The organism is Chlorobiota bacterium (assembly GCA_016700335.1).
Classification (GTDB): domain Bacteria; phylum Bacteroidota; class Ignavibacteria; order OLB7; family OLB7.
Map to the genome: position 1 here is coordinate 1,913,450 of CP065014.1, position 25,927 is coordinate 1,939,376.

Genomic DNA, 25,927 nt, shown 5'->3' on the forward strand with positions numbered 1-25,927 from the left:
TTAGTTATGAAATTGCTTGCTCAATATCATTTATCAAGTCTTCTACATTTTCAATTCCTATAGAAAATCTTACTAATCCATCAGTAATTCCTAATTTATCTCTTGTCTCTTTTGGTACCGAGCCATGTGTCATGGAAACTGGATGGCAAAGTAAAGACTCAACTCCTCCTAATGACTCTGCAAATGTGAATATTTTGACGTTAGAACATAGTTTGTTTGCTAACTCAAAAGATCCTAAATCAACTGAAATCATACCTCCAAAATTCTTCATTTGTTTTTTAGCCAATTCAAATTGAGGGAATGATTCTAAACCAGGATAATGTATATTTTGAAATTCTTTTTTTAATGATAAATGTTTAGAGATTTTTATAGCATTTTCACAGTGCTTTTCCATTCTAATAGCTAAAGTTTTTAATGACCTTAATGCTAAGAAGCAATCTTGTGGACCTGGAATTGCCCCACATGCATTTTGAATGAATTTTAATTTTTCTGAAATAATTGCATCATTAGTAACAACAACTCCACCAACAACATCACTATGTCCACCAATATATTTTGTAGATGAATGAAGTGAAATTGAAGCACCAAGTAATAAAGGATTTTGTAAATACGGACTCATAAAAGTATTATCAACAACAAAAATACAATCTGAATCTTTAGCAACAATTCCAATTGCAGATAAGTCACAAAGCCTCATCATTGGGTTTGTTGGAGTTTCGGCATAAATCATCTTAGTGTTACTAGTAATTGCATTCTTAACATTTTCGGGATCTCTCATATCAACATAAACGAATTCATAACCTAATGGCTTTAGTACTTTATCAAACAATCTAAAAGTACCACCATACATATCATCACCAGCAATAACTCTATCACCTGGTTTTACAAGCTTCATTACAGCGTCAATTGCAGCCAAGCCACTACCAAAAGCAAAACCATTTGTACCTTGTTCTAAACTTGCCATACAACCTTCAAATGCGAATCTTGTAGGATTTTGGGTTCGAGCATATTCAAAGCCTTTATGCTTACCTATACCTTCTTGTTTGTAAGTAGATGTTTGAAAAATTGGTACATTTACTGATCCAGTTATTTCTTCAGCCTCTTGAGAAGCATGTATTGCTCTAGTTGAAAAGCCTTGCATTAGATATATTAATAAAATTTTTTGAACTATTAAGAGTAAATTGTTATTTTATACAAAAACCCGCAAAGCTCATTATTTATTGCTTTGCGGGTTTCTTTTGCGGAGAGAGAGGGATTCGAACCCTCGGTAAGGATATAATCCCTACGACGGTTTAGCAAACCGTTGATTTCAACCGCTCATCCATCTCTCCGATTTTTGATTGAAATTATTTTTTAATATAACTAATTTATAAACAGTACCGAAGGAGGGATTTGAACCCCCGACACACGGATTATGATTCCGTTGCTCTAACCTACTGAGCTACTTCGGCAAAAATACAAGAAAGATTTTAAATTAAAAAAAGGAAATACGAAACAGGTATTCTTAAATCTTGTTTCCTATATCCTAATTTTCTTGATATTACAATGGGTGCAAATGGATTCGATTCTAATTTTATTTACAAATCATTAATATTTTTATAAGCCATCTAATAGTATTAATTCCCTACAAAAACTCAACGCTACAAGATTACAATACGAAAATAAGACATTTTTTACATTCGCATAAAATTTTTTATTAAAATTGTTATAACTTCAATATTTGAGTTATCTCAACTTCCAGAATATACTCAACTCCTGGAACTTTTTTTATATTGTGTCTGAACTACCATTTTTACAATATCATTGCTATGAATTTTCAAACATAATATCATATTATAGATGCTAGTATATTAAAACTATGTTACACAATTAATATTTTTTTTTTATAATTATTGCATTGGTCTTATTTTGTTAGTAATTTTAAACTTGATACTAATTCAATAATTTATTTGTGTTATGTAATTCAATTCTAAACTCAGGCTTTTATCCAAATTGGTTCGAGTATCACAAATACTAAAACCATCACTATATTTTGGAATTTTGTTTTTTACACCATAAAATAATTTTTGTAAAAAATAATTAAATTTAATATCTTTATTGTATTTGGTATATCTCAAAATCCAGTCATCTAATCCATCACCATTTATATCACCTATACTACCAGTATTTACTCCCAAGTTTCCCCTTCCCCATATTTGCTTTAACTCTACTGCCTTTGGGTTCGGTTTTATTTTATCTATTTGCTGGGCTTTTGATGTGCTTGTTATTGCTAGCATTATTAACATTATTTTTATTGCTTTTTTCATAAATTTTTTTTGTTTATACTTTATTTTTTTTTGGTATTATTTTATTCTATAAAAAAATTCTAAATATTTCATATTTAATCTTGAATTGGATTTACAATAGTAGGAGTTTTTCAATATAATTATTCCATTGTGATTCTGTTTTTTGATTTTTGTTTTTGAATCATGAATAAAGTTTGGCGTGATGTTGATTTGTATGTGAGGTATATTACTATTGTATAAGTTTATAGCAACCTTTATTTAACCATTTGTATCCTTAATAACAAAAGTCATTTGTAATTCTTCATTGAATATCCATTTTTTTTTAACTGTTAATGCAAATGGTTCTTCATTTTCTGTTATGCATATTTTTATAGTATAAACCCAATAAAAAAAGCGGAACAATTTAGTTGTTCCGCTTTTTTTATGATTATTTCATTTTAATTATTTGTGGGCGCTGAGGGATTCGAACCCCCGACCCCCTGCTTGTAAGGCAGGTGCTCTGAACCAGCTGAGCTAAGCGCCCATTATTCTAAAAAATAGAATGCAAATATAAATTTATTCTTTGAATTGAACGAATATAATTTAGATTTATTTTTAAGTTAACTTGAATTTGTAGTTTTTAATCTTAATATTTTATTTGATTTTAAATTATAATTTTAATCAAATCTCTTTTTCATATAAAGCATACTTTTTATAAACCTCACCATTCATCATTTCTAAAGAACGATTCATCAATATGTTGTCATCTAAAATCCATGATGCTTCTCCCTCAGAATATGGATATTTCTTAGTCATTGCTGTACCAACTTCGTAATACAATATTGAATCAATTCCTCTTTTTTGAAACTCTGGTAAAACTCCTAAAACTAATATTCTTCCTCTTGTAATATTTTTCTTTTTAAATAACAAACAATAAATTGCACCAATCAAGGAACCTCCTTTGTTGAACTTAAAAGCTTGGTTGATATCAGGTAATCCTAATGCAAAACCTACAACTTTACCCTCCGATTCAGCTATAACAACAAAATCATCAATAACTATTTGTTTTAAATCTTCAGCTAAAAAATCAAATTCTTCGTCAGTCATTTTTACAAATCCCCAGTTAGGTTCCCAAGCAGAATTGTAAATTGTTTTTATAATTTTTACATCCTCAATAAAATATTTTTTAGGTTTTAATCTTATTTTTCTGACTGTAATTTTTTCTCTAATTCTTACTAGATTTTGTACCCTTTCTAATTTTGGAGAGATAAATTTATCTGCCATTAATCTGTAAGCAAGTAAAGTTTTTACTTTTTTAAACCCAAAATTTTCAATTAACAAAATATAATATTCAGGATTATAAGTCATTAAAATTTGTGGTGAATCGTTAAAGCCTTCAATCAATAACCCAGCTTCATCATTTAAAGAAGGGTTAACGGGTCCCCTAATATGAGTACAACCTTTTGTTTTAAGCCATTGTTCAGCAGTTTGAAATAATAAATCTGAAACAGATTGATCATTTATAGATTCAAAGAATCCAAAAAATCCAATTTTATCATTGAAAGTGTTATTGTGATTGTAATTTATAATTGCTCCAATTCTACCAATAATTTCTCCATTATTTTCACAATAAAACAACTCCATTTCAGAATGTTTGAAAAATGGATTCTTTTGTTTATCTAATAATTTTATTCTGTCAGCTAAAATTGGTGGAACCCAATTGACATCATTTTTATAAATTTTCCAAACTATTTTAATAAATTTCTTAAGCTCAGAACTATTTGATACAGTAATAATTTTCATATAAAGTCTTTTGAAACAATAATTAATTTGAAAAAATGTTTTACTCTATAAAACTGCTAATAATATTTATGAAAGTTCTTTTATTTGATCTGGAGTTAATTTTAAATCATTAGTTAACTTAGATAAAGTTGGTGCCGAAAAATACATAAAAAGTAAGATAATTCCCACAGGGATTAACAATTTATAATCCGCTGTTAACATAAATCCTACTACACATAGCAACGCCGGGGCTTCTAATAATGCTAGTTTCAAGATAAATGCACCAGTAAAGATTGCAAATTTATCTTTGATATTATAACTTTCAATTATAGTATCAATTTTTTTCTTATATAAAATATTCGATAGAAATATTCCAGTTACAAATAGCAAAACAGCAATTAATAAAATTAAAGTGCTGGAAATTCCAGTTACTCCAAAAGACTCACCTAAACTTACAAGATATGCCATTGCAATTGCAAATATTAATGGTCCTGTACAAATTGCTAAGTGCATTATTTTAACAGTATTAAATATTTGCTTTGGTGATTTACCTTCCATTGAATTATTCATTTATAAATAAAATAATTAATTAAATTTTTTTTTGAATTTAAGTGTTTAATGTGAACAAGCAATACTTAGATTTAGTCTTAACTACATTGATAATTTTAAAAATAATTTTTTAATTATTAATTTTTTTATTTCAACTAATATCTTTGATTGAAATTCGTATATTTGCAATCCTTTTTAATAATCATCTGTATAGTTCAATAAATTTTGTTTACTAGGGCCTGTAGCTCAATGGTTAGAGCAGCGGACTCATAATCCGTTGGTTGGGGGTTCAACTCCCTCCGGGCCCACTAAACTTATATTTTATTATAATTTGTTATAATTCCTTTCATATTCTTACTTCCCGATTTTCACTATTCTAATTTTTTTCAATTGATTTTCAAAATTAATTAAAGTTTTAAATTTATATTCTTTATGATTCATCTATTAGCTCAATCAATTTTTCCAAGACTTGAATGTTCCAGATATTTTTACGATAAAGAATATTCCAAATATATAAATAACTTAATTGACGTTAAGAATGTTGGAGGTTTTGTTATCTTTGATGGTACAGTTGATGAGGTATATATACTAACTCGAGAATTACAAAAAAGAAGTGAGGGCTCATTATTATTTGCAGCTGATTGTGAAGATGGCGTAACAATGAGGTTTAAAGGCGGCACTGAATTCCCTAACATGTGGGCTTTAGGTTCTATTAACGATTTATCTGTTACTTATACCGTGGCTCAAAGCATTGCATTGGAAATGAAATATTTGGGTTTACATTGGAATTTAGCTCCAGTTGTTGATGTGAACATTAACCCTAATAACCCTATAATCAATACCAGATCATTTGGCGAAGATGTTAAGTTTGTAGCTAAGCACACAGAAGCATATTTAAAGGGCATTCAAGATGTTGGCATAATTGCTTGTGCTAAACACTTTCCTGGTCATGGTGACACAGATATTGATTCACATTCAGATCTTCCAATTCTTAATTTTAATCTTGATAGAATAAATCAAATTGAACTTCCCCCTTTTAAGAAATCAATTAGTAGTGGAGTTTTATCAATTATGACAGCCCATTTAAGTGTTCCCATAATTGATGAATCTAATTTACCAGCTTCATTATCATATAAAATCACTACTGAATTACTTAGAAATAAATTAGGTTTTAATGGCGTTGTTATTACTGATGCAATGGATATGAAAGCCATTACTAAATCATATTCAAATGGAAAAGCCAGTTTAATGGCTTATGTTGCAGGTGCTGATATACTTGAAACTATGCCTAGTGCAGAGGATTCTTTAACAAGTTTAATAAAAGGTTTTAAAAATGGACAAATTTCAGAAGAGAGGGTTTATGAATCTTCAAATAGAATTTTGAAAATGAAAAAATTTATAACAGAATTTGATTTATCTAATAAAGATAGAGTTTTTACAATAGAAAATAATTTCAATGTTGCAATTCATACAGCAAAAAAATCTATAAAAATTAGTGGGAAAATAGTTAAGCCAGAATCAAATTCTTTACTACTTGCGTTCTCAAATAAAGTTAATACTAACAAAGCTGAAGAATGGATTAGTGTTATGTTTGATAGTGCTCCAGAAGCAATTGGAGCTGTTATCTCAGATGATATAAATGATAATGAAGTTGAAACTTTGATTCAAGGAATTAAAGAAAATAATTCTGTTATTTTAGGGTTATTTATCAAACCAAATGCATATACTGGAAATATAGGATTTAGTACGAATCAATTTAAGATAATTCAAGTTGCATTAAATTACAATTGTGCAATTATGAATTTTGGAAACCCATATTTATTAAAAGATGAAATATTTAAATATAGGATTGATGCATATAGTACTTCCGAAGCTAGTATTATTGAGGCTTGCGAGGTTTTTAAAAAATAGATTTTAAATGATTTATCTTTTACAATTTGAATAAAAATTTTGTAAAATTTATTTAAACTAATAGAAAGTTAAACATAAGAGTTGATAAGTTTTAATTCAAAACCTGAAACTTCTAACTTTAATCTTTCAAGATTTGCGTTTAATGCTGATATTTCAAATTCATATTTTTTGATTTGGGATCCTAAATCGTGATATTCATATTGTTTATTTAACAATCTATTCTCAATAGAAACAACATCTTCTCTAATATCTTTTCTATCATTAGATTTGTTTTTCGAGAAAACTATTTTCCCAATAATTCCAGCACAAACAAATAAAAAAAATGGAGCTAAAATAAAGCTTGCACTTCTTAAAATGTCTTGAGTTTTAACTTCAATTGGAAAAGATTTTACAGTTAAAAGTAGTAAAATAAATATTGCTAAAAAAAACAAACTAGTTCTGAATATAAGATTTTCTTTTGAAGTCATTGACCCTGAATTATCTCTTTTTAAATTTCTAAACTCAACTTTTAAGTCGCTCATTGACCTTTCAGCTTCATTTCGAAGAGTATTATTCATTTCTAAATCAGCGTTAGTTTTAATTATTTGTTTATTAATTTCTTGAATAGAAACTTCTCTTTCATTAATTTCTTTTTCCAAATAATTTCTTCTCCAAAACCATAATTCTCTAACTTCGTCTAATATTTTTAAATAATTTGTTTTATCAACACACCTATTATATCTTCTTAATTTATTTGCAATATCTTCGTTCATACTGAAGATACTATTTTTATTTTCAATTAAATCTGTTGAATTAGAAATCAACTCGCGAACAATATGTGCCTCACCGCCAAAACACCTTGCAATTGCTTCATCATCAAAATTATGAAAGTAAGCTAATCTTCTAATAAGATGTTTTTCATGATTTTGATATTTTTCAAGAAATGAGAATGAATCATAAAAAGACTGAGCGGCTTCTTGAAACTCAATTGCCATTTCTGTACTTTCCTGCCAAGTAGAATCTCTTAAAGAAGTTCTAATAATTTCATAAACTTCAAACTTTCCTTCTTTTTTTTGACTTGGTTGAACAATTTCACTTGAGTATCTTAAGTAATCATATGCTTCAGTTGCAACCATTTCATTAGGAATACATGGGAAACATTGTAAAGCATCAGAATCAAACCACTCAAGAAAAGAAGCACATCTAATCCAATTACATTGCTCTGGTGTCTTGTACCAAAATATCCTTTGTTCTGCTAAAGAATTCATTAGAGCTTTATCATCTCCAATTAAATTATTTTTATTTGAATCAATCCATAGTGAAGCTAAATAGGGCAACCCATGAGTAAGATTCATAACATTTTCAATCTCTTGTTTTGAGTTTAACCCAATATCCGATAAATAATTTTTTAATTCATCTTCATTAAATGGTTCAATTCTAACTTCAGTAATACCAGTTCTAAATCTATCCCATCTTCTTTCAACATCAGTCATAGTAAGCTTTTCACGACCTGCAATTACAAATCGAACATCAAAAAAATCTCTTATAAAAGCATCTTCTGGTAAATATGATGATTTATAAATTTGAAGATCACCAAATCTTTTAGTGTAGAAATAGGGTAATAAAGATTCAAGCAACCAAGGATTTACTAAAGGAGAAATTTTTTCAAAAGTGTCAATAAAAAATATAATTTTTCTAGGTGCTTCATTATTGGATATATAATCTTGGAGCGACTGCATTTTCTCCAATAATGGGAAATGAGTTGTCATCATATCAATAATAAAACTTTCAGTTACAACTTTAGAAGTATCAAGAATTAATTTTTGATCATCTGAACTGTTAAATTGATTTTTAATTGCAATTTCAAGAGCTAATTTTTCATTTTCTAAAACTTTGTAATCTTCGCTATTTTGCAAAGCAAGATTATTATTTCTAAGTTCTCTTAAAACAGGTATAACATCAATTCCAAGTTTACCAATAATTTGTAAATATCTTCTTCTACGTGAATCAGTTTCATCTAAATTAAATCTTGGTTTTGCTTTGCCTAATGGTTTGAATGTTGATGCAAGTGAATAAACAAATTCAGGTAATGTACTTATTGTAATGTCTTCATTTGTAACATAAATTCCATCTGAGTTACCTTCAGAAATAATATTATTTACAACTTCATTAAGTAAAGTAGTTTTGCCAGAACCGAATAGTCCTGAAACCCCTATAATAAGTGACTTATCAGGGGATTCTCTTTTACCTTTTAATAGGTTTGTAATAGTTCCTAATTCTTTTTTTCTACCTATGAACAATGTTTAGATAATTATTTACAGTTTAAATATAATTAGCAAAATACTAATATTAAATAATCAACTTTCTGTATTCTTTTTAAGTATTTTATACAAATATATTACAACTAATACATTTATTACAATTATAGTAACTTTTATTAATGTTGGATTTAAAACTAGATGATAAAACTCAAAAGGAATCAAACTCGAAGTAGAAATTATTATAAGATATTCCGCCCATTTTTTCTGAAGATAAACTCCAATCCCTTCTGTTATTAAAACAATTGAATAAACTATTGCTAAAACCCCAGTAGTTTGTAAATTTCCCTTTTCTAAAAAGGTAAGTACTTTGTTTAAGATCCATTTTATATAGCTTAGATGTTCAATCATCAATTCTTCTTGAATATTCAATACTATATTTTCAATGTAATTTAGTTTGATGTAAAAAAGAGATGATATCCCAAATACAAGAAGAAAAATTCCTTTAATAAATTTCCAAATTGCAATATATACCAATCCTTTATCATGTTTAACTTTTGTATCTAAATTTTTCATAAAAAAACTAATCTTCTTTTTTTGATTTTATTGAATCTTCTTTTAAATTATTTATTCTTAAAATTGATTTTGATTTAATCTCTTTTAAAATTATATCAAGTTTGGAATTTTTATTAATAGGAATTAGTTCACCCTCATGTCTTTTTCTATAAATGTAAGTAGAAATTATCCTCATTTCGTCAATTTCAGGCTTAGATAAATTCACTTTAATATTAACTTTATTAAAATATATATCATCAATAATTTCTTTAATTTTATAACTGTCAAATCTAATAACTTCATATTGCAATACATGCCCCACTTTACCTCTTACAATGAATATTGCTTCAAGTATATCTTCATCAATAGTTGAAATAAAAACTCCATTTTTATTATTAATACTACCAGTTAATTCTGAAGTATTTTGAAAAACTTTATTTAGATTTTGAATCAAATTTCTAACATTTACTGCTGTTTCAAAATCAAGAATATCTGAAGCAGTTTTCATTTGAGCTGTTAATAAATCTATAACTCCGCCATCATTTCCACTTAAAAAATTTTTTACATTATGAAGTTCTTTTTTATAATCAATTTCACTTTGTAACAAAGCACAAGGAGCATCACATTTGTCAATTTGATAGTATATACAAGGAATTACTTCTTCTGATGGGGTGGGCATATTTATACATTTTCTAAGTTTGAAACTTTTTTCAATAACCTGCTGAATAGTTAAAGCTGAATCAAAATTTGGGAAAGGTCCATAATATTCACTTTCATGATTATCAATTTCTCTTACAATAGAAATCATTGGAAATTTTTCAATATAGTCTATCTTTAAAAATGCAGAACCCTTATACCTTTTTTGTAGTGTATTATACTCAGGTCTTAATTCTTTAATCAATTTTGATTCTAAGATCAACGCTTCAATCTCTGAATTTGTTTCAATTATATTTACCTCTCTTGCCAAAGAAACCATTTTTGAAATCTTTTTTGCTAAAGTTGAGGAAACAGAAAAATAATCTGATAATCGATTTTTCAAATTTTTTGCTTTACCAACATATAAAACTTCTTTTTTTGAATTTATAATTTTATAAACTCCGCAAGAATTAGGGAAAGTTTTTATTGAATTTGAAATTTTTGAAACATGCTTAGGAAGAGTTTTTAGATTTGTTAATGTTTTATGCTGGAATCTTAAAACATCATCTAAATATTCACAATCGTGTTCATTTTGAAGTATCTCTAATAATTCAATCAGGATATTTGCTGTTGCCCTGGCATCGTCTATTGCTGAATGATGATTCTTTAATCTAATTCCAAAGTATGAAGCCAAGCTAGATAAACCATTTCTTCTTCTTTTAGACAAAATTCTTTTTGCTAATCTTAATGTGCAAAGATTTGGTGCATGTAGGGGTAAAATATTATGCCTTTGAAATTCAGCTTGAACAAAATTAAAATCAAAGGCTAAATTATGAGCCGTAAATACTGCTTCTTTAGGATACCACTCTCTTATTAAAGGTAGGGTCTCAGATGCTTTTGGAGCATTTATAGCAATTGCATTTGATATACCAGTCATTTCCTGAACATAAGGTGGGATAAATTGTTCGGGGTTTATTAATGCATGGTTTTCACTAATAATTTTTCCATTTAACACATTTACACATCCGATTTCCATAATTCTATTTTTGCTTGCACTAGAGCCAGTTGTTTCAACATCTGTTACAGCAAAAGTAATTTCTTCTATTAATGGCATATTCTACACTTAATTTAATAACAAAATAATAATTCATCTCAAATAATTTTCATTAATTACTTATTATTTAAATTTAAATATTTTTTGGTACAAATTATTTTTTAGAAACCTTTTAATTAAATTGATATTTTATATATTTATAATTTATGTATAAATTCAAATTAAAGCAAAACTTTATTATACAAATTATACATATTAATCATATTAATTATACACAAAGCAGGCATGGAGATAGCTCCACGCCTACTTATGTAATGTTTAGTGACCTATTATTTAACGATTGATATCAAAAAATTTGAATTGTTAAGGCCAATGCTTTAAGACAAAAAATTGTATCAGTTTTAATTGAATCTAATTCAAGTTTATATTCTAAATAAATATTAAATTGAATTATTAACTTTGCTATTATAAACCAAATTTGTATTTATAAAGGAATAAAATGTTGGAAAGTATTTTTATATATAATTGTCAAATCTATTTCAATTAAATTTAAAATAAATATTAATCAGTTAGATGGAAATGGATCTTACAAACTCCTCATCATTGGATAAAAAATTACATCTCGAATAGAATCTTGACCCGTTAACAAAATAGTTAATCTATCAATTCCAATACCAACCCCGGCAGTTGGTGGCAAACCAACTTCTAATGCATTGAGAAAATCTTCGTCAATCAACATTGCTTCATCATCACCATCTGCCCTTAGTTTTAATTGTTCTTCAAACCTAGATCTTTGATCTCGAGGATCATTTAACTCACTAAAACATGGTCCAATTTCTTGTCCATTAATAAATAAATCCCATGCTTCAACAAGTCCATTTTTAGTTCTATGTTTTTTTGCTAAAGGAACCATTTCAAGTGGTTGATCCATAACAAAAGTAGGTTGAATCAAATCAGGTTGAATTACTTCAGAAAATATTTCATCAATTAATTTTCCTTTTCCCATAGAGTTGTTAGTTTGAACTCCTAACTCTTGAGCAATTTTTCGGATTTCATCTACATTCATTTCAGAAACATCATGTCCAATTTTTTCGCTAATTAAATCTAACATACATACTTTTCTATACGGTGGAGCAAAATTAATATCAATACCTTTATATTTTACGGTAGTAGAACCATTAACCTTCAAAGCAACTTCACTTAAAAGTTCTTCAATTTTAATCATCATCCAATTATAATCTTTGTATGCAACATATAGCTCCATCATAGTAAACTCAGGATTGTGAGTTTTATCAATTCCTTCATTTCTAAAATTTTTTCCAATTTCGTAAACTCCATCAAAACCTCCAACAATTAATTTTTTCAAATTTAATTCTAAAGATATTCTCATAAACAAAGGAATATCTAAAGCATTTAAATGAGTTCCAAAGGGTCTTGCAGCAGCACCACCATAAGTGTTATGAAGAACAGGAGTTTCAACTTCTAACCAATCATTTCTATCCATAAAAGATCTAATACATGAAATAATTTTTGCTCTTTTTCTAAAAACATCACGAACATCATAATTAATATTTAAATCTAAATATCTCTGTCTGTATCTTTGTTCTTTGTCAGTAAATGCATCATAAACAATTTTATTACCAGCCTCATCAATTTCTTCTTTTGCAACTGGCAAAGGAACTAAGCACTTTGTAAGCAATTCAAATTCAGTAGAATGAATGCTTATCTCACCTGTTTTAGTTCTAAACAAATAACCTTTAACTCCAATAATATCACCTAAATCTAGGAGTCTAAGCATATCATAGTTTTGAAGATCATCTTTTTTTAGATAAATTTGAATCCTACCAACAGTATCTTGAATTTGAACAAAACTAGCCTTTCCCATTTTTCTAATTGCTACAATTCTTCCTGCTTGAGAAATATTAATAGGTTCTTCGCTTTGAGTTAACTCCTTATTCTCAAATTGTTTTTTAGCATCTATTGAATTACAATTTATCTCGAATGAATATGGATAAGCTAAAATTCCACTAGTTTCAATTTCATTTAGTTCTTCGTATCTGTGAAATGACTGTTCTGACATTTTTAAAGTTATTTTGATTTTAAAATTCTTATTGCCAAGTTTATTTTGTTCGTAAAATTACACAAGTTTTTAATTACAATCTGATAGTAAATCTATAACTTCTTTTTCTAATGAAATGGAATTATCAAAAAATGAAATTGAAGCAACTCCATAACAGCCAACTTCGAAACATTTTTTAATATTTAAAACAGATATTCCACCAAGAGCAAATACTTTAATTTTTGTGTAATCTACAATAAGCTTTAACTTACTAATACCTTTACCATTAGTATTTAAATGAGATTGAGTAGTAAATATTGGGCTGTAAGTTAAGTATTCTGCTTTGTATTTTTCTGCAATTTGTACATCATTAATATTATGACAAGAAGCACCAAATTTCAAATTTAAATTATTCATAAAATTTTTATCATTTAATTGATAAGAATTTACATGCAAAAAATCAGCTCTATAATTTGAGAATGAATTAACTATTAAAGGTACATTTAAATAATATTTTTGAAAATATATTTCAATTAATTTCTCTAAATCAAATTGATTATGATTAACATCTCTTAACATAATGCAAATTTTAATTGAAGGATATTTTAAAATAAATTCTAAAACATTTTTTAAATTTTTTTCATTATTAATTATTGCAATTATTTTGAAATTAATGTTCATACTTTGATACTAAGTAATTAAGTTTGTTTTCTTAAAACACTAAAAACCATTACTTCAAAAGAAAATTTAAGATTAATTTTGTAACTTAAATTTAATTTGTTTCAATTCGTCATTCGTAAAATGCAATCAAATTATTTTATTCAACAAATTTAACAAATCTATTATTATGAATTTACAACCTTTATATGACCCATTTTTGACTCAACCAATGAGAGACGAACTTACATCAATTGGTATAAAAGAACTCCGTACTGCAGAAGAAGTTGATGAAACGCTCAAGTTATCTGGAACCACAATGGTATATGTCAATTCTGTTTGTGGCTGTGCAGCTGGTGGAGCAAGGCCTGCAATGAAAATTATTATGCAAAATGAGATACTTCCTGATAGAATAGTTACTGTTTTTGCTGGACAAGATAGAGAAGCTGTTTCAAGAGCAAGAGAATATTTTGTTGGTTATCCTCCTTCTTCGCCTCAAGTGGCTTTATTAAAAGATGGGAAGTTAATTGCTATGATGCAAAGGCAACATATTGAAGGATATCCTCCTGAAGCTATTGCTACAACGTTGATTGATGTTATTAATCAAGTTTGTGTAAAAGAAGGATCAATATAATTTTTTAAGTTTATATGAAATTATTTGAACGAGATCCATTTACATTAATGACTTTTCATAAAGTTCTAATTGTATTTGGTATTTTATTCAGTCTGTTTTTTTCTTGGTGGAATATCTTTTATTTTTCTCAAATTAAATCTATATGGTCATCAATATTTTCTCTTATAATAGCAATTTTATTAATTATCTATTTAAGTAGAATTTGGAATAAAAAATAATTTTTGGAATTCGGATATAGATTCTTTTTTTATCAACTTAGATAATTTTAAGTTATATCAAAATAGGTTTAAAATTTATACAATAAAATTTAACAATTAAAATTTAAAAAAAATGATTATAGGTGTTCCTAAGGAAATCAAATCAAATGAAAATCGCGTTGGAGCAGTTCCTTCTGGGGTTGAGATGTTGATAAAAAATGGTCATAGAGTTATAGTTGAAAATAATGCGGGATCTGGCTCGGGTTATAACAATGAATCTTATACAAATGTAGGTGCTTCAATTGTAGATACAGCAGCTGAAGTATATAAAGTGGCTGATATGATTGTTAAAGTAAAAGAACCTATTGAATCTGAATATAACTTAATTAGGGAAGGTCAAATTTTATTTACGTATTTTCATTTTGCAGCTAATAAACCACTTACAGAAGCTATTGTAAAATCAAAATGTATTGCTATTGCTTACGAAACAGTTCAACTGCCAGATAGATCATTACCATTGTTAATTCCAATGAGTGAAGTTGCAGGAAGAATGGCACCACAAGAAGGTGCAAAATATTTAGAAAAAGCAATGGGTGGAAGAGGTATTTTATTAGGTGGAATTCCAGGAACAAAGCCTGCTAATGTTTTGGTTTTAGGCGGTGGAATTGTTGGGATAAATGCTGCTAAAATTGCTGCTGGTTTCGGTGCTAATGTAACTATATTCGATACAAGTTTACCAAGGCTTCGTTATTTAGATGATGTTATGCCTAAGAATGTTCAAACCATGATGTCTACAAATTCAAATATCAGAGAGGCAGTTAGAACTGCTGATTTAGTGATTGGAGCTGTGTTGATTCCTGGAGCAAAAGCACCATTCTTAATCACAAAAGATATGCTGTGTACAATGCCCGTAGGATCTGTTATAGTTGATGTTGCAGTAGATCAGGGTGGTTGTGTGGAAACTACAAAAGCAACTACTCATGACAACCCTACTTATGTTGTTGATGGTGTTGTTCATTACTGTGTTGCAAATATGCCAGGAGGAGTTCCATTTACTTCAACATTAGGCTTAACAAATGCAACTTATGTTTATATGATCCAACTTGCAAACTTAGGTTGGAAAGAAGCTATGAAAAAATCTCCAGAACTAGTTCATGGATTAAATATTGTAGATGGGAAAATTACTTTTAAAGGCGTAAGCGATGCTTTTGAAATGCAATATACTCCTGTGAAAGAAGTTTTATAAATACAATTTATATTTTATATTAACCTATAAAGTTGTAAATCACAATTTATAGGTTTTTTTTATTTTTTATTTTTCCTACTAATCAAAATCATTCTTTCAGATTTGTTCTGATCATATTCAATTCCATCATAATCTCCAAACAATTTTACACTATCAAATCCTATTTCTAATAGCAAATCTAATATTTGATTCATTGAATAAAGTCTAACTTTTTCATTGAAATTAATCTCTTTTATTGGTGATTTCAAATTAATTTCTTTAACAACAAAATCATCTATAATATATCTTTTTTCAACAACTTCTAAATCTTCAATTTTCTTAATAGAATTAGAAACTAAATTATTTAACAAATAATTTTTATTTATCAAATCAAGAATGTAAAATCCCCCTATTTCCAATGCTCTAAAATTATTTGCCAAAACCAACTTATCATCTTCAATACAATCAAAATATCCAAAGCTTGTAAATAATTGAACTATTAATCTGAATTCATTTTCAAATGTAATATTCCTCATATCTGATAACAAATATGTTATATCTAATTTTTCAGCTAAAGAATCATTTATTGCAATTTTCAATAAGTTTGAGGAGAGATCTACACCAGTAACAATTGCATTCTTTTTTGCTAATTCAATTGAATGTCTGCCAGCACCACAAGCTAAATCTAGTACTTTGATTCTATCATTAATATTTAGAAAACTATATATCAAACTAATTGCTTTCTTAGCTTCATTTTGATTTCTATTACTGTACAATTTCAAATAATGATCTGAAGCAAACCAATCTTCATACCATTCAGATTTTTCAATCATTTGAATTTCAATTTTTAAATTAAATTTTTTATTAAAACTTGAGCAAATTTATTTATAAATTTTTAATATTATTATTAAGTAAATTATATACTTTAAGTTACAAAATGCAATGGAACGATTTTTTTTAGAATAGGAACATAAATAATTTATATTATATGAGTAAATAATTTTACCAATAATTCCTAATCAAAATGAAAAATGGAAAATGCAAATGAACTAAAAACAATCCAGATTCGTGCTGGAAAAAGAACTTATTTTATTGATGTAAATACAGCTTCAAATGGTAATAAGTATTTGAAAATAAACGAAAGTTTATATGAGTCTGAAGGTAAATACAAACGTAATGGGATTATGGTATTTGAGAATCATATCAAAGAGTTTATTGATGCAATAATAAGCTCTGTGAAGCAATTTCCAAATCCAAAAAAAGAGATTAATGAAGTTCCATTTTAAGAAGATTTATTTCTAATAAATCTTGTAATCAAAAATTATTCTTCAAAAAAAGTCAAATCAATTTAATTTGATTTGACTTTTTTTACTTGACTATTTCACAAACACATTCCACCCATAAGTCACTACTATTTAAACTCTCAACTAAATCCCATTGCTCTCCACCATTATGCATAAAAATCTCTTTATATTCTTCACCAACTTCTGAAGTTGTTTCCAAACAATCTGCTACAAATGCTGGTGAGAAAGCAAGTACTTTCTTTTTTCCATTTTTGGGTAATTCAGCAGACACTTCTTCTGAATATGGCTCTAACCAAGGCTCTTTACCCAATCTTGATTGGAAACAAATTGAGTAATCATCTTCTTTTAAACCTAATTCTTTTGCAATTAAATATGAAGTTTCATAACAAGATGATCTATAACAATACATATTTTCATCTTTTCCTTGTGAGCAATTACTAGCGCAATCTGGGAAATTACATTTGTTAAAATCTTTACCTGCATTCCTTAAATGCCTTTCTGGAATACCATGGTAACTAAATAATATATGATCATATTTATTTTCTGCTAGAAATTTTTTTCCATTTTCAGCAAACGCTTTTATAAACTTTGGATGAATGTAAAAAGCTTGGATAATTTTTAATTCAGGTATTACATTCCAATTTGAAATCTCTTTTATTACCTTTTCAGCAACCGAACCACTTGTTGCAGATGCATACTGCGGGAATAAGGGCAATACAGTAATACTAGAAACTTTTTGTTGTTTTAACTTTTCTAAACCTATTTTTATACTTGGGTTTTGATACCTCATAGCTAATTCAACAGAATATTCATCCCCTAATTTTTCTTTAACTTTAGCTAATAAATTTAAACCGTGGTACATTAATGGTGATCCTTCTTTTAACCAAAGATTTTCATATAATTTAACAACTCTATTTAGTCTTAATGGAATTATTAAAAATCTTACTAAAAAATTTCTTAACAAAAAAGAATAATCAATCACTCTTTTATCAGTTAAAAATTCAATTAAATATTTTTTAACATCCTTTTTTTTAAAACTATCTGGTGTACCTAAATTTACAATTAAAATTCCTTTTTTGTTTGGCATATTATTTTTTTAGGAATGGAGTTTTCACAACAATTCCCATTGATTCATTGCCTCTTATCAAAACATTTAATTCTGTACCAGCTTTAGAATATTGAGTTTCTACATAACCCATTGCTATTCCCTTATTCAAACTTGGAGACATAGTTCCACTTGTAATTACTCCAATAATTTTTCCATCTTTTGAAACCTCATAGCCATGTCTTGGAATAGCTCTTTCAAGCAATTCTATAGCAACAAGTTTTCTTTTAGGACCTTCCATTTTTGTTTCAACTATCACCGATTTACCATTAAAATCATTTTTGTTAATCTTAGTAATCCAACCCAATCCAGCTTCAATTGGATTTGTCGTTTCATCAACATCATTTCCATATAAGCAATAACCCATTTCCAATCTAAGTGTGTCTCTAGCTCCAAGACCAGTAGGTTCAATTCCATATACAGATCCTTTTTCCATAATTGAATTCCATACTGATTCACAATCAAATTTATTGCTAGAAATATACAATTCAAATCCTAACTCACCAGTGTAACCAGTTCTTGAAATAATAGCCTTTACACCATTTATATAACCTTCAACAAAATAATAATATTCAATTTTACTTAAATTTGTTTCAGTTAATTGTTGTAAAATCTCCAGTGATTTTGGTCCTTGTAATGCTAATAAAGAATATTCATCGGAAACATTAGTTAGCTCTACACCATCAATTTTATTTTCAAGCATCCAATTGAAATCTTTGTCTATGTTTGATGCATTAATAACTAATAAATAATTATTTTCATCTCTTTTATAAACCAATAAGTCATCAATAATCCCTCCATTTTTTAGACACATTGCACTATATTGAGCCTGACCATTTATTAATACACTTGCATCATTTATAGTGATTTTTTGAATAAATTCTAAAGCACTTTCACCTGTTACTGATACTTCGCCCATATGGGAAACATCAAATAGTCCAGCATTATTTCTTACAGCCAAATGTTCAGAAATAATTCCTTTATATGAAACTGGCATTTCAAAGCCAGCAAAAGGTACAATTTTAGCTCCTAATTTTTCATGAATATCAAATAGCGATGTTCTTTTTAATTTATCAGACATTGTAAACTAATTATTGATTTAATATTTTTTAATGAATGCAAACATAAATAAAGTAAATTTTATGGAATACAAAAACTAAAAATTTGTTTTTTACAAAACTATAATTATTGCTTATTAATATATTTAGTATAAAATGAACTTAACAATTAAAATTATTTTTTTACGTCTTTAGATTATCATGACAAAAAATATTATGAGGTTTCTATTTCTTTTTTTTATACTATTCTCAGTTAATAAATTAAAGGCTGATGCAATAGATGATAACATTATGAAAGGTTTAGAATTACTATACAATGTAAATTTCGACGAGGCTAAATCATACTTTGACAAATCTATTTCAATAGATCCAACAGATCCAAGGGGTTATCTTTTCAGCTCAAATGTTCACCTTTGGAGTTACTTATTCGATAATAAAGATGAACAATTATCTTACTTCATAACATTAAATGATAAAACAATTTCTGTAGCTGAAAAAAGAATTAAAAATAATCCAAATGATATTCGAAGTAAATTGATGTTAGGAATGGCTTATGGTTATAGAGCTATTGGAAACATTAGAGCTGAAAATTTTGTTGCAGGTGCTATGTCAGGAAGAACTTGTTACGATAAATTAATGGAGGTTGTTAAAGTTAACAATAAAGAATGGGATGCTTATTTGGGACTTGGGATTTTCCATTTTGCATTTGGTTCAATACCTCAAATTGGACAGTTTGTTACAGGACTTTCAGGTATAAAAGGAGATTCAAAATTAGGTCTTCAAGAAATATTAGTTACATCTGCAAGGGGATATTATTTCAAGCATGATGCCAAATTTATAAATGCTTTATTAGATATTTACTATAAGAATGAGAAATCTAAAGGGCTAGGAGTACTTCAAGATATGAATATTAAATATCCTAAAAGTGTACCTTTATATTATGTGATTGGAACAGCTTACAGTGAGGCAGGGGAAGTACAAAAAGCTTTACCATATTTTGATAAGATAATAAAAGATAATAATAAAGATTTCAAAGTATTTACAGCATTGAGTTATGCAAGATCTGGCATGTCATATTTTTTGATGAATGATTTCTCTAAATCAAAAATTTACTTGCAATCTTTTCTAAAAAATTATAACGAGAAATTATTCAAAACTCAAGTTTGGTCATACCTTGGTATTTGTTACGAAATTGAGGGGAATAGAGAAAATGCATTAAAATCATATCAACGTGCAAAATCAACTTTTGGTAAAACTGGAGAAGATATTTCTTCAAAAATTAAAATAATGAAGTTAATTTCTAATCCTTTAGATGCAATTGATATTGATATTATAAAGGGATTAAATTTTATTCAAGTGGAAAATTTCAATGATGCTTTAACAATTTCAAAAAAATTATCTAATCAACAAAAACTGAAACCAGAACAAATCTCACAAATTAATTATATCTTAGGCTCAGCATATTTTGGATTGAAAAATTACAATATTGCAAATGATTTTTTTGCAAAGGCAATTGCTTCCTCTGTAAATAGTGAAGAAAAATGGGTACCTCCATTTTGTTATTTTTATATGAGTGAAGGGTTTAAAATATTAGGTGATTTAAAAAAATCAAAAGATTATTTACAGAGTGCTAGAAATTTTAAAAATTATGAGAATGAGCATTTGTTAAGATTTAAAATTGAAAGGAATATTACATTAATAGATTAATTATCAATCCCAAATTTAGTTAATTATTCAATTTTAATACTATAAATTGCAAGAAATTTAAAAGTTAATTTAGCAATTTATTTATGTTAGTTGAAGTTGCTGTTCCAGTCCCATTATTCCAGACGTTTACTTACAAACTTCCAGAAGAATTTTTAATCTTAACACATATTGGTTGTAGAGTAATTGTACCATTTGGAAAAAGAACATTTACAGGAATAATTATATCCTTTATTGAATCATCAAGTATACCCAAATTAAAATCAGTATTAGATGTATTAGATGAATCACCTGCAATTTCCCCAAGAATGATAAAATTTGCTAATTGGTTAAGTGAATATTACTTATCACCAATTGGTGAAACTTTGAAAACTATGTTACCTCAAGGAATGAGTAATGAATCTTCACAGTTAATTCAATTAAACGATATAAATTATTATGATGTAATCCAAGAATTGAGGAAATCAGCTCCTAGGCAAAGCGCAATTATTACTGCATTAACAGATCATAAAGAAGGAATACAATTATCATCACTCAGAAAAGCAGTTGGTTCAAATAATTTAACAACCCAACTTAAATCGTTAGAAGAGAAAGGATATATAAACATAAGTAGTTTTACAAAAAAATTAATTAAACCTAAAACATGCCTAGCTATAAAATTAAATGATTCATTTTTATTAAATGAAGAAAAATTAAAAATTTTACTAAATGATTTAGACTTAAAAGCCCCTAAGCAAGCAGATATAATGCTTGCTTTGCTTTACCAACTAGATAAAAACAAAACTGAACATATTTTAGCAAGTAATATTTTATCAATTACAAATGCTAGTGAGTCAGCATTAAAGGGCTTACTTAATAAGAAAGCAATTGAAATTTATGAAATTGAAATTTCTCGTGAAGATGTGATTAGCTTAGATTCTTATGAAAATTTGAAAGTAAATTCATTACCTATAATTCCAAATTCAGAACAAAAAATTTTAATTGATGAAATCAATAATTCAATTGATTCAGATATTTATAAATGTTTTCTATTACATGGTGTAACTGGTTCTGGTAAAACTATAGTTTACATTGAAGCAATAAAAAATTGTATTAAAAATAAAAAAACTGCTTTAATGTTGGTTCCTGAAATAGCATTAACCATGCAATTAGTTGAAAGATTTACATTAATTTTTGGTAATAGAGTTGTGGTTATGCATTCAAGGATGAGTGAAGGTGAAAGATATGATGGATGGAGAAGGGTAAATGAAAATGGATGTGATTTAGTTATAGGTGCAAGGTCTGCATTGTTTGCTCCATTAAAAAATTTAGGCTTAATAATTGTTGATGAAGAGCATGAAAGCAGCTTCAAACAATATGATCAACAGCCAAGATATCAAGCACGAGATGCTGCTGTTGTACGAGGTTCAATTGAAGGAACAGTTGTTATACTTGGATCAGCAACTCCTTCAGTTGAATCTTACTTCAATGCATTAAATGGGAAGTATAAACTTATTGAGCTAAATCAAAGAGCAGATAAAGCTACTGAACCAAAAATGATAATTGTCGATATTGCAAAAGCTAGAAAAGAGAACAAAATGATAGGAGCTTTATCAGATAAATTGATTGAATTAATTAAACAAAAGAAAATTAAAAATGAGGGGGTTATTTTATTCCAAAATAGAAGGGGTTTTGCTACTAGAATTGAATGTTCTAATTGTTCACATTCTCCAATGTGCCCTAACTGTGCTGTAGCTTTAACATACCACAAAACAAAAGATGAACTACATTGTCATTATTGTAATTATCAAAGAATTGTTGAAAAAAGTTGTACTATTTGCGGAAGTAAAGATTTAAAACAACCAGGCGTTGGTACTCAAAAAGTGGAGGAAGAATTGTTAGAAAAAATTGCAGATATTAAAGTACTTAGAATGGATTTAGACACTACTTCTAAAAAAGGTTCACACAAAAAAATATTAGATGATTTTGCAATTGGAAATGCTGATGTTTTGTTAGGAACACAAATGGTAACTAAAGGATTAGATTTTAATAGAGTATCATTAGTTGGAGTTGTTTCAGCAGATTCATCTTTAATGATTCCAGACTTTCGTTCATCAGAAAGAACTTATCAATTAATAACTCAAGTTGCTGGAAGAGCAGGAAGAAGAAGTGGTCTTGAAGCAGACGTAATTATACAAACATCTCAACCAGAAAATCCTGCAATACAATCTAGCTTTACTAAAGACTATTTGTCTATGTTCCATTATGAAATACAAAATAGAAAAGAACTTAGATATCCTCCATTTTCAAGATTTATAGTTATAGAAATTAGAAGTGAAGACAAAACTTTAGCAGAAGGTCATTCTGAAATTTTTAAAAAATTATTACCTTCAAAAGATTTAAGTATGGAAATTCTCGGTCCATCACCTGCTTTAATTTGGAAGTTAAGAAGTTTGTATAGATTTCAAATTATTGTAAAAAATATTAAAATAATAGATCCAAGCGGGAAAAAATTTATGAAAATCTTTACATCAGCATATGATACTTATATGAAAAGATTTGCAAAAAAAGATGTTCAAATAATTATCGATGTTGATGCTCAGGGGATATAATTATTAAATAAAAAAGTAAATTAATTAAATGATCTAAAGTTGTTTATCTATAAGTTCTTTTGCCATTTTAAGGCTTGTTTCAGTAATATTATCACTACTCATAATTCTTGCAACTTCAGTTATATGTTCAAGGTCAGATAATATTCTAACTGAAGTAATATTCCTTTCTTTCTTTGTTATTTTTTCAACAACATAATGATGATGCCCCATTGCAGCAATTTGAGCTAGATGTGTTATAGCAATAATTTGATGGAAATCTGCCAAGTTTTTCATTGCATTTCCTACCTTAGAAGCAATTCTACCAGAAATTCCAGTATCTATTTCATCAAAAACAAGTAAAGGTAATTTATTGTTTTTTGCTAAAATTGTTTTCAATGCAAGCATGACTCTGCTAATTTCACCTCCAGAAGCAACTTTAACCAATGGCTTTGGTTCTTCTCCTTTATTAGTTGAAATAAAGAACTCAATGTTGTCTATCCCTTTTTCATTTGCTTTGAATTCTATATTATCACTCAAAACAGTTGATTCAGAATTATTTATCAATAATATATCAACAATAAATTTACTTTTTTCTATGCCAAGTTGAGATAAAGTTTTCTCAATAGATTTTTCAATTTTTCTAGCAGTCTCTTTTCTTTTTTGAGATAATCTTAATGCGAATTCTCCAGCAATTTTTTTGAGTGAAAATATTTCATTTTTTATTTTAACTATTTCTAAATCAAAATTATTAGATAACTCAATCTCTGACTCAACTTTATTTTTGTATGCTAATACACTTTCTAAAGTTCCTCCAAATCTTTTTCTTAATGAGTTTATCTGCGATAATCTTTCTCTTCTGTTTTCTAATCGTTCAGAACTATAATCTATCTTTGATGAATAACTTTGCAAAAATTTCATTATCTCATCTATAATTGCAACTGAATTCACAATTTCATCTCTTTGTTCTTGAAATACAGGATCTATAATTAAAAGTTGATCAAGAATATTCCTAGCTCTTAAAATGCGGTCTCTGGCAGAATTTTCATCTTCATACAATGAATAATTAATACTATTTATTGAGCTAACAATTCTTTCAGAATTTTCCAAAATCAATAGCTCTTGTTTTATTATCTCATCTTCATTTGGGTCTGGAGAAACTTCATTAATTTGATCTAAATGATATCTGTACAAATCTTGTTTTTCTCTTAATTGAACTTCTCTATTTAAAATTGTTGAAAGTTCTTTAAGTTTAAAATTGAGTTTTTGGTAAGAAGTTTTATAATCAAATAATATTTTTTCAAGTCCACCAGCATTATCTAGCATATCAATATGAGTCTCATTGTCTAGTAGCATTTGATGATCATGTTGACCATGCAAATCAACTAAATTAACACCTAATTCTTTCAATATATTCAAAGGTACTGGAGAGTCATTTATAAAAGCTCTAGAAGTACCTTTCAAAGTAAGTTCTCTTCTTATAATAAGTTCTTCTCCGTTTGCATATTCATGCTTAATTAGTACAGAATGTGCAGGTTCATTATGTTCAATAGTAAACTTACCTTCTATAATTGCTTTTTCACAACCAGTACGAATTGATTCTTGATTAGATCTTTCTCCAAGCAGCAAACCTAAAGCACCAATTAGAATTGATTTACCTGCTCCTGTTTCTCCAGTTAAAACATTAAATCCACTTTTAAAATTAATTGTTAATTCTTCAATTAATGCGAAGTTATTTATGTATAAAGATTGTAGCAATGTGTTTTTTTTTTGTAATTATTAAGTACTGATTTATTATTACTATTCTGCAAATTTTACAAATTTTATTTCAAAGATTTTTTTGCTGATTCTAAAATTTGACTAACCCAAATTGCATATAGTTTTGGCGAAGGATGCAAACCGTCAGTTGTAACCATTGATGGGTCATTGCCATATTTTCTAGATATTTCTGTAATATCTACATATCTAACTTTATATTCTTCTGAAACAGATTTATTAACCTTATTGTATTCATCAATTTCCCTTGCAATTAATGCTCTATCTCGTCCTTCAGCAAATGGTGTAACTCCCCAATCTGGTATTGAAATTACTATAACTCTTTTAGGATTACCTTGTGCATATGCAATAGAACGCTTTAGAAGGATAGTAAATTGTTCTCTATAATCTTCAATTTGATAATTCCTATATTGATTATTTACTCCAATTAGTAAAGTTACTAATGAATAATCTATAGGTGGAGCAGTAGCATCAATTGCTAATTGCAATTCATCAGTTGTCCAACCAGTTTTAGCAATTACTTCTGGATCATTTACATTTACACCATACTTTCGTAATGAATCTGATAACTGCATAGGGAATCTTAAATCTTCTGGAACTCCTTCCCCAATTGTGTATGAGTCTCCTAGTGCTAAATATTTCATTAGATTTAC

At 27.7% G+C, this 25,927-nt stretch carries 21 protein-coding genes and 4 tRNA genes; 7 read left to right on the forward strand and 18 right to left on the reverse strand.

Annotated features, from left to right (window positions below):
- Positions 1 to 4: 4 nt before the first annotated feature.
- The 8 genes from IPP08_07820 to IPP08_07855 all read right to left on the reverse strand — a co-directional run bounded on the left by IPP08_07820 (position 5) and on the right by IPP08_07855 (position 4,616).
- Positions 5 to 1,141 carry a PLP-dependent transferase gene (locus IPP08_07820; GenBank protein ID QQS65688.1) on the reverse strand — a complete coding sequence of 379 codons (1,137 nt, stop codon included), beginning with the start codon at positions 1,139 to 1,141 and terminating at the stop codon, positions 5 to 7.
- 100 nt (positions 1,142 to 1,241) lie between these two features.
- Positions 1,242 to 1,331: transfer RNA gene (locus IPP08_07825), tRNA-Ser, on the reverse strand.
- Positions 1,332 to 1,377: 46 nt separating this feature from the next.
- A tRNA-Met gene (locus IPP08_07830) sits at positions 1,378 to 1,451 on the reverse strand.
- Between the two features lie 486 nt (positions 1,452 to 1,937).
- A complete protein-coding gene (locus IPP08_07835; GenBank protein QQS65689.1) occupies positions 1,938 to 2,306 on the reverse strand; it encodes a hypothetical protein in 369 nt (122 codons plus the stop codon).
- Positions 2,307 to 2,543: 237 nt separating this feature from the next.
- The gene (locus IPP08_07840) at positions 2,544 to 2,687 is read right to left on the reverse strand and encodes a hypothetical protein (protein QQS65690.1); all 144 of its coding nucleotides are present in this window, start codon (positions 2,685 to 2,687) and stop codon (positions 2,544 to 2,546) included.
- Between the two features lie 46 nt (positions 2,688 to 2,733).
- A tRNA-Val gene (locus IPP08_07845) sits at positions 2,734 to 2,808 on the reverse strand.
- Between the two features lie 137 nt (positions 2,809 to 2,945).
- On the reverse strand, positions 2,946 to 3,971 hold the full coding sequence (locus IPP08_07850; protein ID QQS67853.1) for a hypothetical protein: 1,026 nt from the start codon (positions 3,969 to 3,971) through the stop codon (positions 2,946 to 2,948).
- Positions 3,972 to 4,133: 162 nt separating this feature from the next.
- Complete coding sequence (locus IPP08_07855; protein QQS65691.1) at positions 4,134 to 4,616, reverse strand: hypothetical protein; 483 nt, start codon at positions 4,614 to 4,616, stop codon at positions 4,134 to 4,136.
- Between the two features lie 214 nt (positions 4,617 to 4,830).
- Between IPP08_07855 and IPP08_07860 the strand changes: the two genes are divergently transcribed.
- Positions 4,831 to 4,903 (forward strand) — tRNA-Ile (locus tag IPP08_07860).
- A gap of 124 nt (positions 4,904 to 5,027) precedes the next feature.
- Positions 5,028 to 6,506, forward strand: a complete 1,479-nt coding sequence (locus tag IPP08_07865) for a hypothetical protein (GenBank protein ID QQS65692.1) — start codon at positions 5,028 to 5,030, stop codon at positions 6,504 to 6,506.
- 68 nt (positions 6,507 to 6,574) lie between these two features.
- On the opposite strand, the gene IPP08_07870 is transcribed toward IPP08_07865, so the two are convergent.
- The 5 genes from IPP08_07870 to IPP08_07890 form a co-directional block, all read right to left on the reverse strand.
- On the reverse strand, positions 6,575 to 8,785 hold the full coding sequence (locus IPP08_07870) for a hypothetical protein (protein QQS65693.1): 2,211 nt from the start codon (positions 8,783 to 8,785) through the stop codon (positions 6,575 to 6,577).
- A gap of 57 nt (positions 8,786 to 8,842) precedes the next feature.
- Positions 8,843 to 9,319 carry a DUF2127 domain-containing protein gene (locus tag IPP08_07875; GenBank protein QQS65694.1) on the reverse strand — a complete coding sequence of 159 codons (477 nt, stop codon included), beginning with the start codon at positions 9,317 to 9,319 and terminating at the stop codon, positions 8,843 to 8,845.
- Positions 9,320 to 9,326: 7 nt separating this feature from the next.
- Positions 9,327 to 11,048: a GIY-YIG nuclease family protein gene (locus IPP08_07880; protein ID QQS65695.1), complete on the reverse strand. Its 1,722-nt coding sequence runs from the start codon at positions 11,046 to 11,048 to the stop codon at positions 9,327 to 9,329.
- Between the two features lie 526 nt (positions 11,049 to 11,574).
- On the reverse strand, positions 11,575 to 13,068 hold the full coding sequence (lysS, locus tag IPP08_07885) for a lysine--tRNA ligase (GenBank protein QQS65696.1): 1,494 nt from the start codon (positions 13,066 to 13,068) through the stop codon (positions 11,575 to 11,577).
- A gap of 69 nt (positions 13,069 to 13,137) precedes the next feature.
- A complete protein-coding gene (locus IPP08_07890) occupies positions 13,138 to 13,728 on the reverse strand; it encodes a thiamine phosphate synthase (GenBank protein ID QQS65697.1) in 591 nt (196 codons plus the stop codon).
- A 166-nt stretch (positions 13,729 to 13,894) separates the two neighbouring features.
- On the opposite strand from IPP08_07890, the gene IPP08_07895 reads away from it, so the two are divergent.
- Together IPP08_07895 and ald are read left to right on the forward strand one after the other, a co-directional pair.
- Positions 13,895 to 14,338 (forward strand): BrxA/BrxB family bacilliredoxin, encoded by a 444-nt coding sequence (locus IPP08_07895; protein QQS65698.1) that lies wholly within the window; start codon positions 13,895 to 13,897, stop codon positions 14,336 to 14,338.
- Between the two features lie 330 nt (positions 14,339 to 14,668).
- The gene (ald, locus tag IPP08_07900; GenBank protein QQS65699.1) at positions 14,669 to 15,781 is read left to right on the forward strand and encodes an alanine dehydrogenase; all 1,113 of its coding nucleotides are present in this window, start codon (positions 14,669 to 14,671) and stop codon (positions 15,779 to 15,781) included.
- Between the two features lie 59 nt (positions 15,782 to 15,840).
- Here ald and IPP08_07905 read toward each other — a convergent pair whose 3' ends face one another.
- Positions 15,841 to 16,593, reverse strand: a complete 753-nt coding sequence (locus tag IPP08_07905) for a class I SAM-dependent methyltransferase (GenBank protein ID QQS65700.1) — start codon at positions 16,591 to 16,593, stop codon at positions 15,841 to 15,843.
- Positions 16,594 to 16,791: 198 nt separating this feature from the next.
- Here IPP08_07905 and IPP08_07910 point away from each other — a divergent pair, with 198 nt between their 5' ends.
- Positions 16,792 to 17,046, forward strand: a complete 255-nt coding sequence (locus tag IPP08_07910) for a DUF3276 family protein (GenBank protein ID QQS65701.1) — start codon at positions 16,792 to 16,794, stop codon at positions 17,044 to 17,046.
- An 82-nt stretch (positions 17,047 to 17,128) separates the two neighbouring features.
- Here the strand turns inward: IPP08_07910 and hemH are convergent, their stop codons facing one another.
- Both hemH and gcvT read right to left on the reverse strand, forming a co-directional pair.
- Entirely contained in the window at positions 17,129 to 18,151 is a 1,023-nt protein-coding gene (gene hemH, locus IPP08_07915; GenBank protein ID QQS65702.1) for a ferrochelatase, read from the reverse strand.
- A gap of 1 nt (position 18,152) precedes the next feature.
- Entirely contained in the window at positions 18,153 to 19,250 is a 1,098-nt protein-coding gene (gcvT, locus tag IPP08_07920) for a glycine cleavage system aminomethyltransferase GcvT (GenBank protein ID QQS65703.1), read from the reverse strand.
- Between the two features lie 178 nt (positions 19,251 to 19,428).
- Between gcvT and IPP08_07925 the strand changes: the two genes are divergently transcribed.
- The gene (locus tag IPP08_07925; GenBank protein QQS65704.1) at positions 19,429 to 20,934 is read left to right on the forward strand and encodes a tetratricopeptide repeat protein; all 1,506 of its coding nucleotides are present in this window, start codon (positions 19,429 to 19,431) and stop codon (positions 20,932 to 20,934) included.
- 83 nt (positions 20,935 to 21,017) lie between these two features.
- Positions 21,018 to 23,522 (forward strand): primosomal protein N', encoded by a 2,505-nt coding sequence (gene priA, locus IPP08_07930; protein QQS65705.1) that lies wholly within the window; start codon positions 21,018 to 21,020, stop codon positions 23,520 to 23,522.
- A gap of 33 nt (positions 23,523 to 23,555) precedes the next feature.
- Here the strand turns inward: priA and recN are convergent, their stop codons facing one another.
- Both recN and IPP08_07940 read right to left on the reverse strand, forming a co-directional pair.
- Positions 23,556 to 25,256, reverse strand: coding sequence for a DNA repair protein RecN (gene recN / locus IPP08_07935; protein ID QQS65706.1), 1,701 nt, complete (start codon positions 25,254 to 25,256; stop codon positions 23,556 to 23,558).
- Between the two features lie 65 nt (positions 25,257 to 25,321).
- Positions 25,322 to 25,918 (reverse strand): SGNH/GDSL hydrolase family protein, encoded by a 597-nt coding sequence (locus IPP08_07940; protein QQS67854.1) that lies wholly within the window; start codon positions 25,916 to 25,918, stop codon positions 25,322 to 25,324.
- Positions 25,919 to 25,927: the final 9 nt, after the last annotated feature.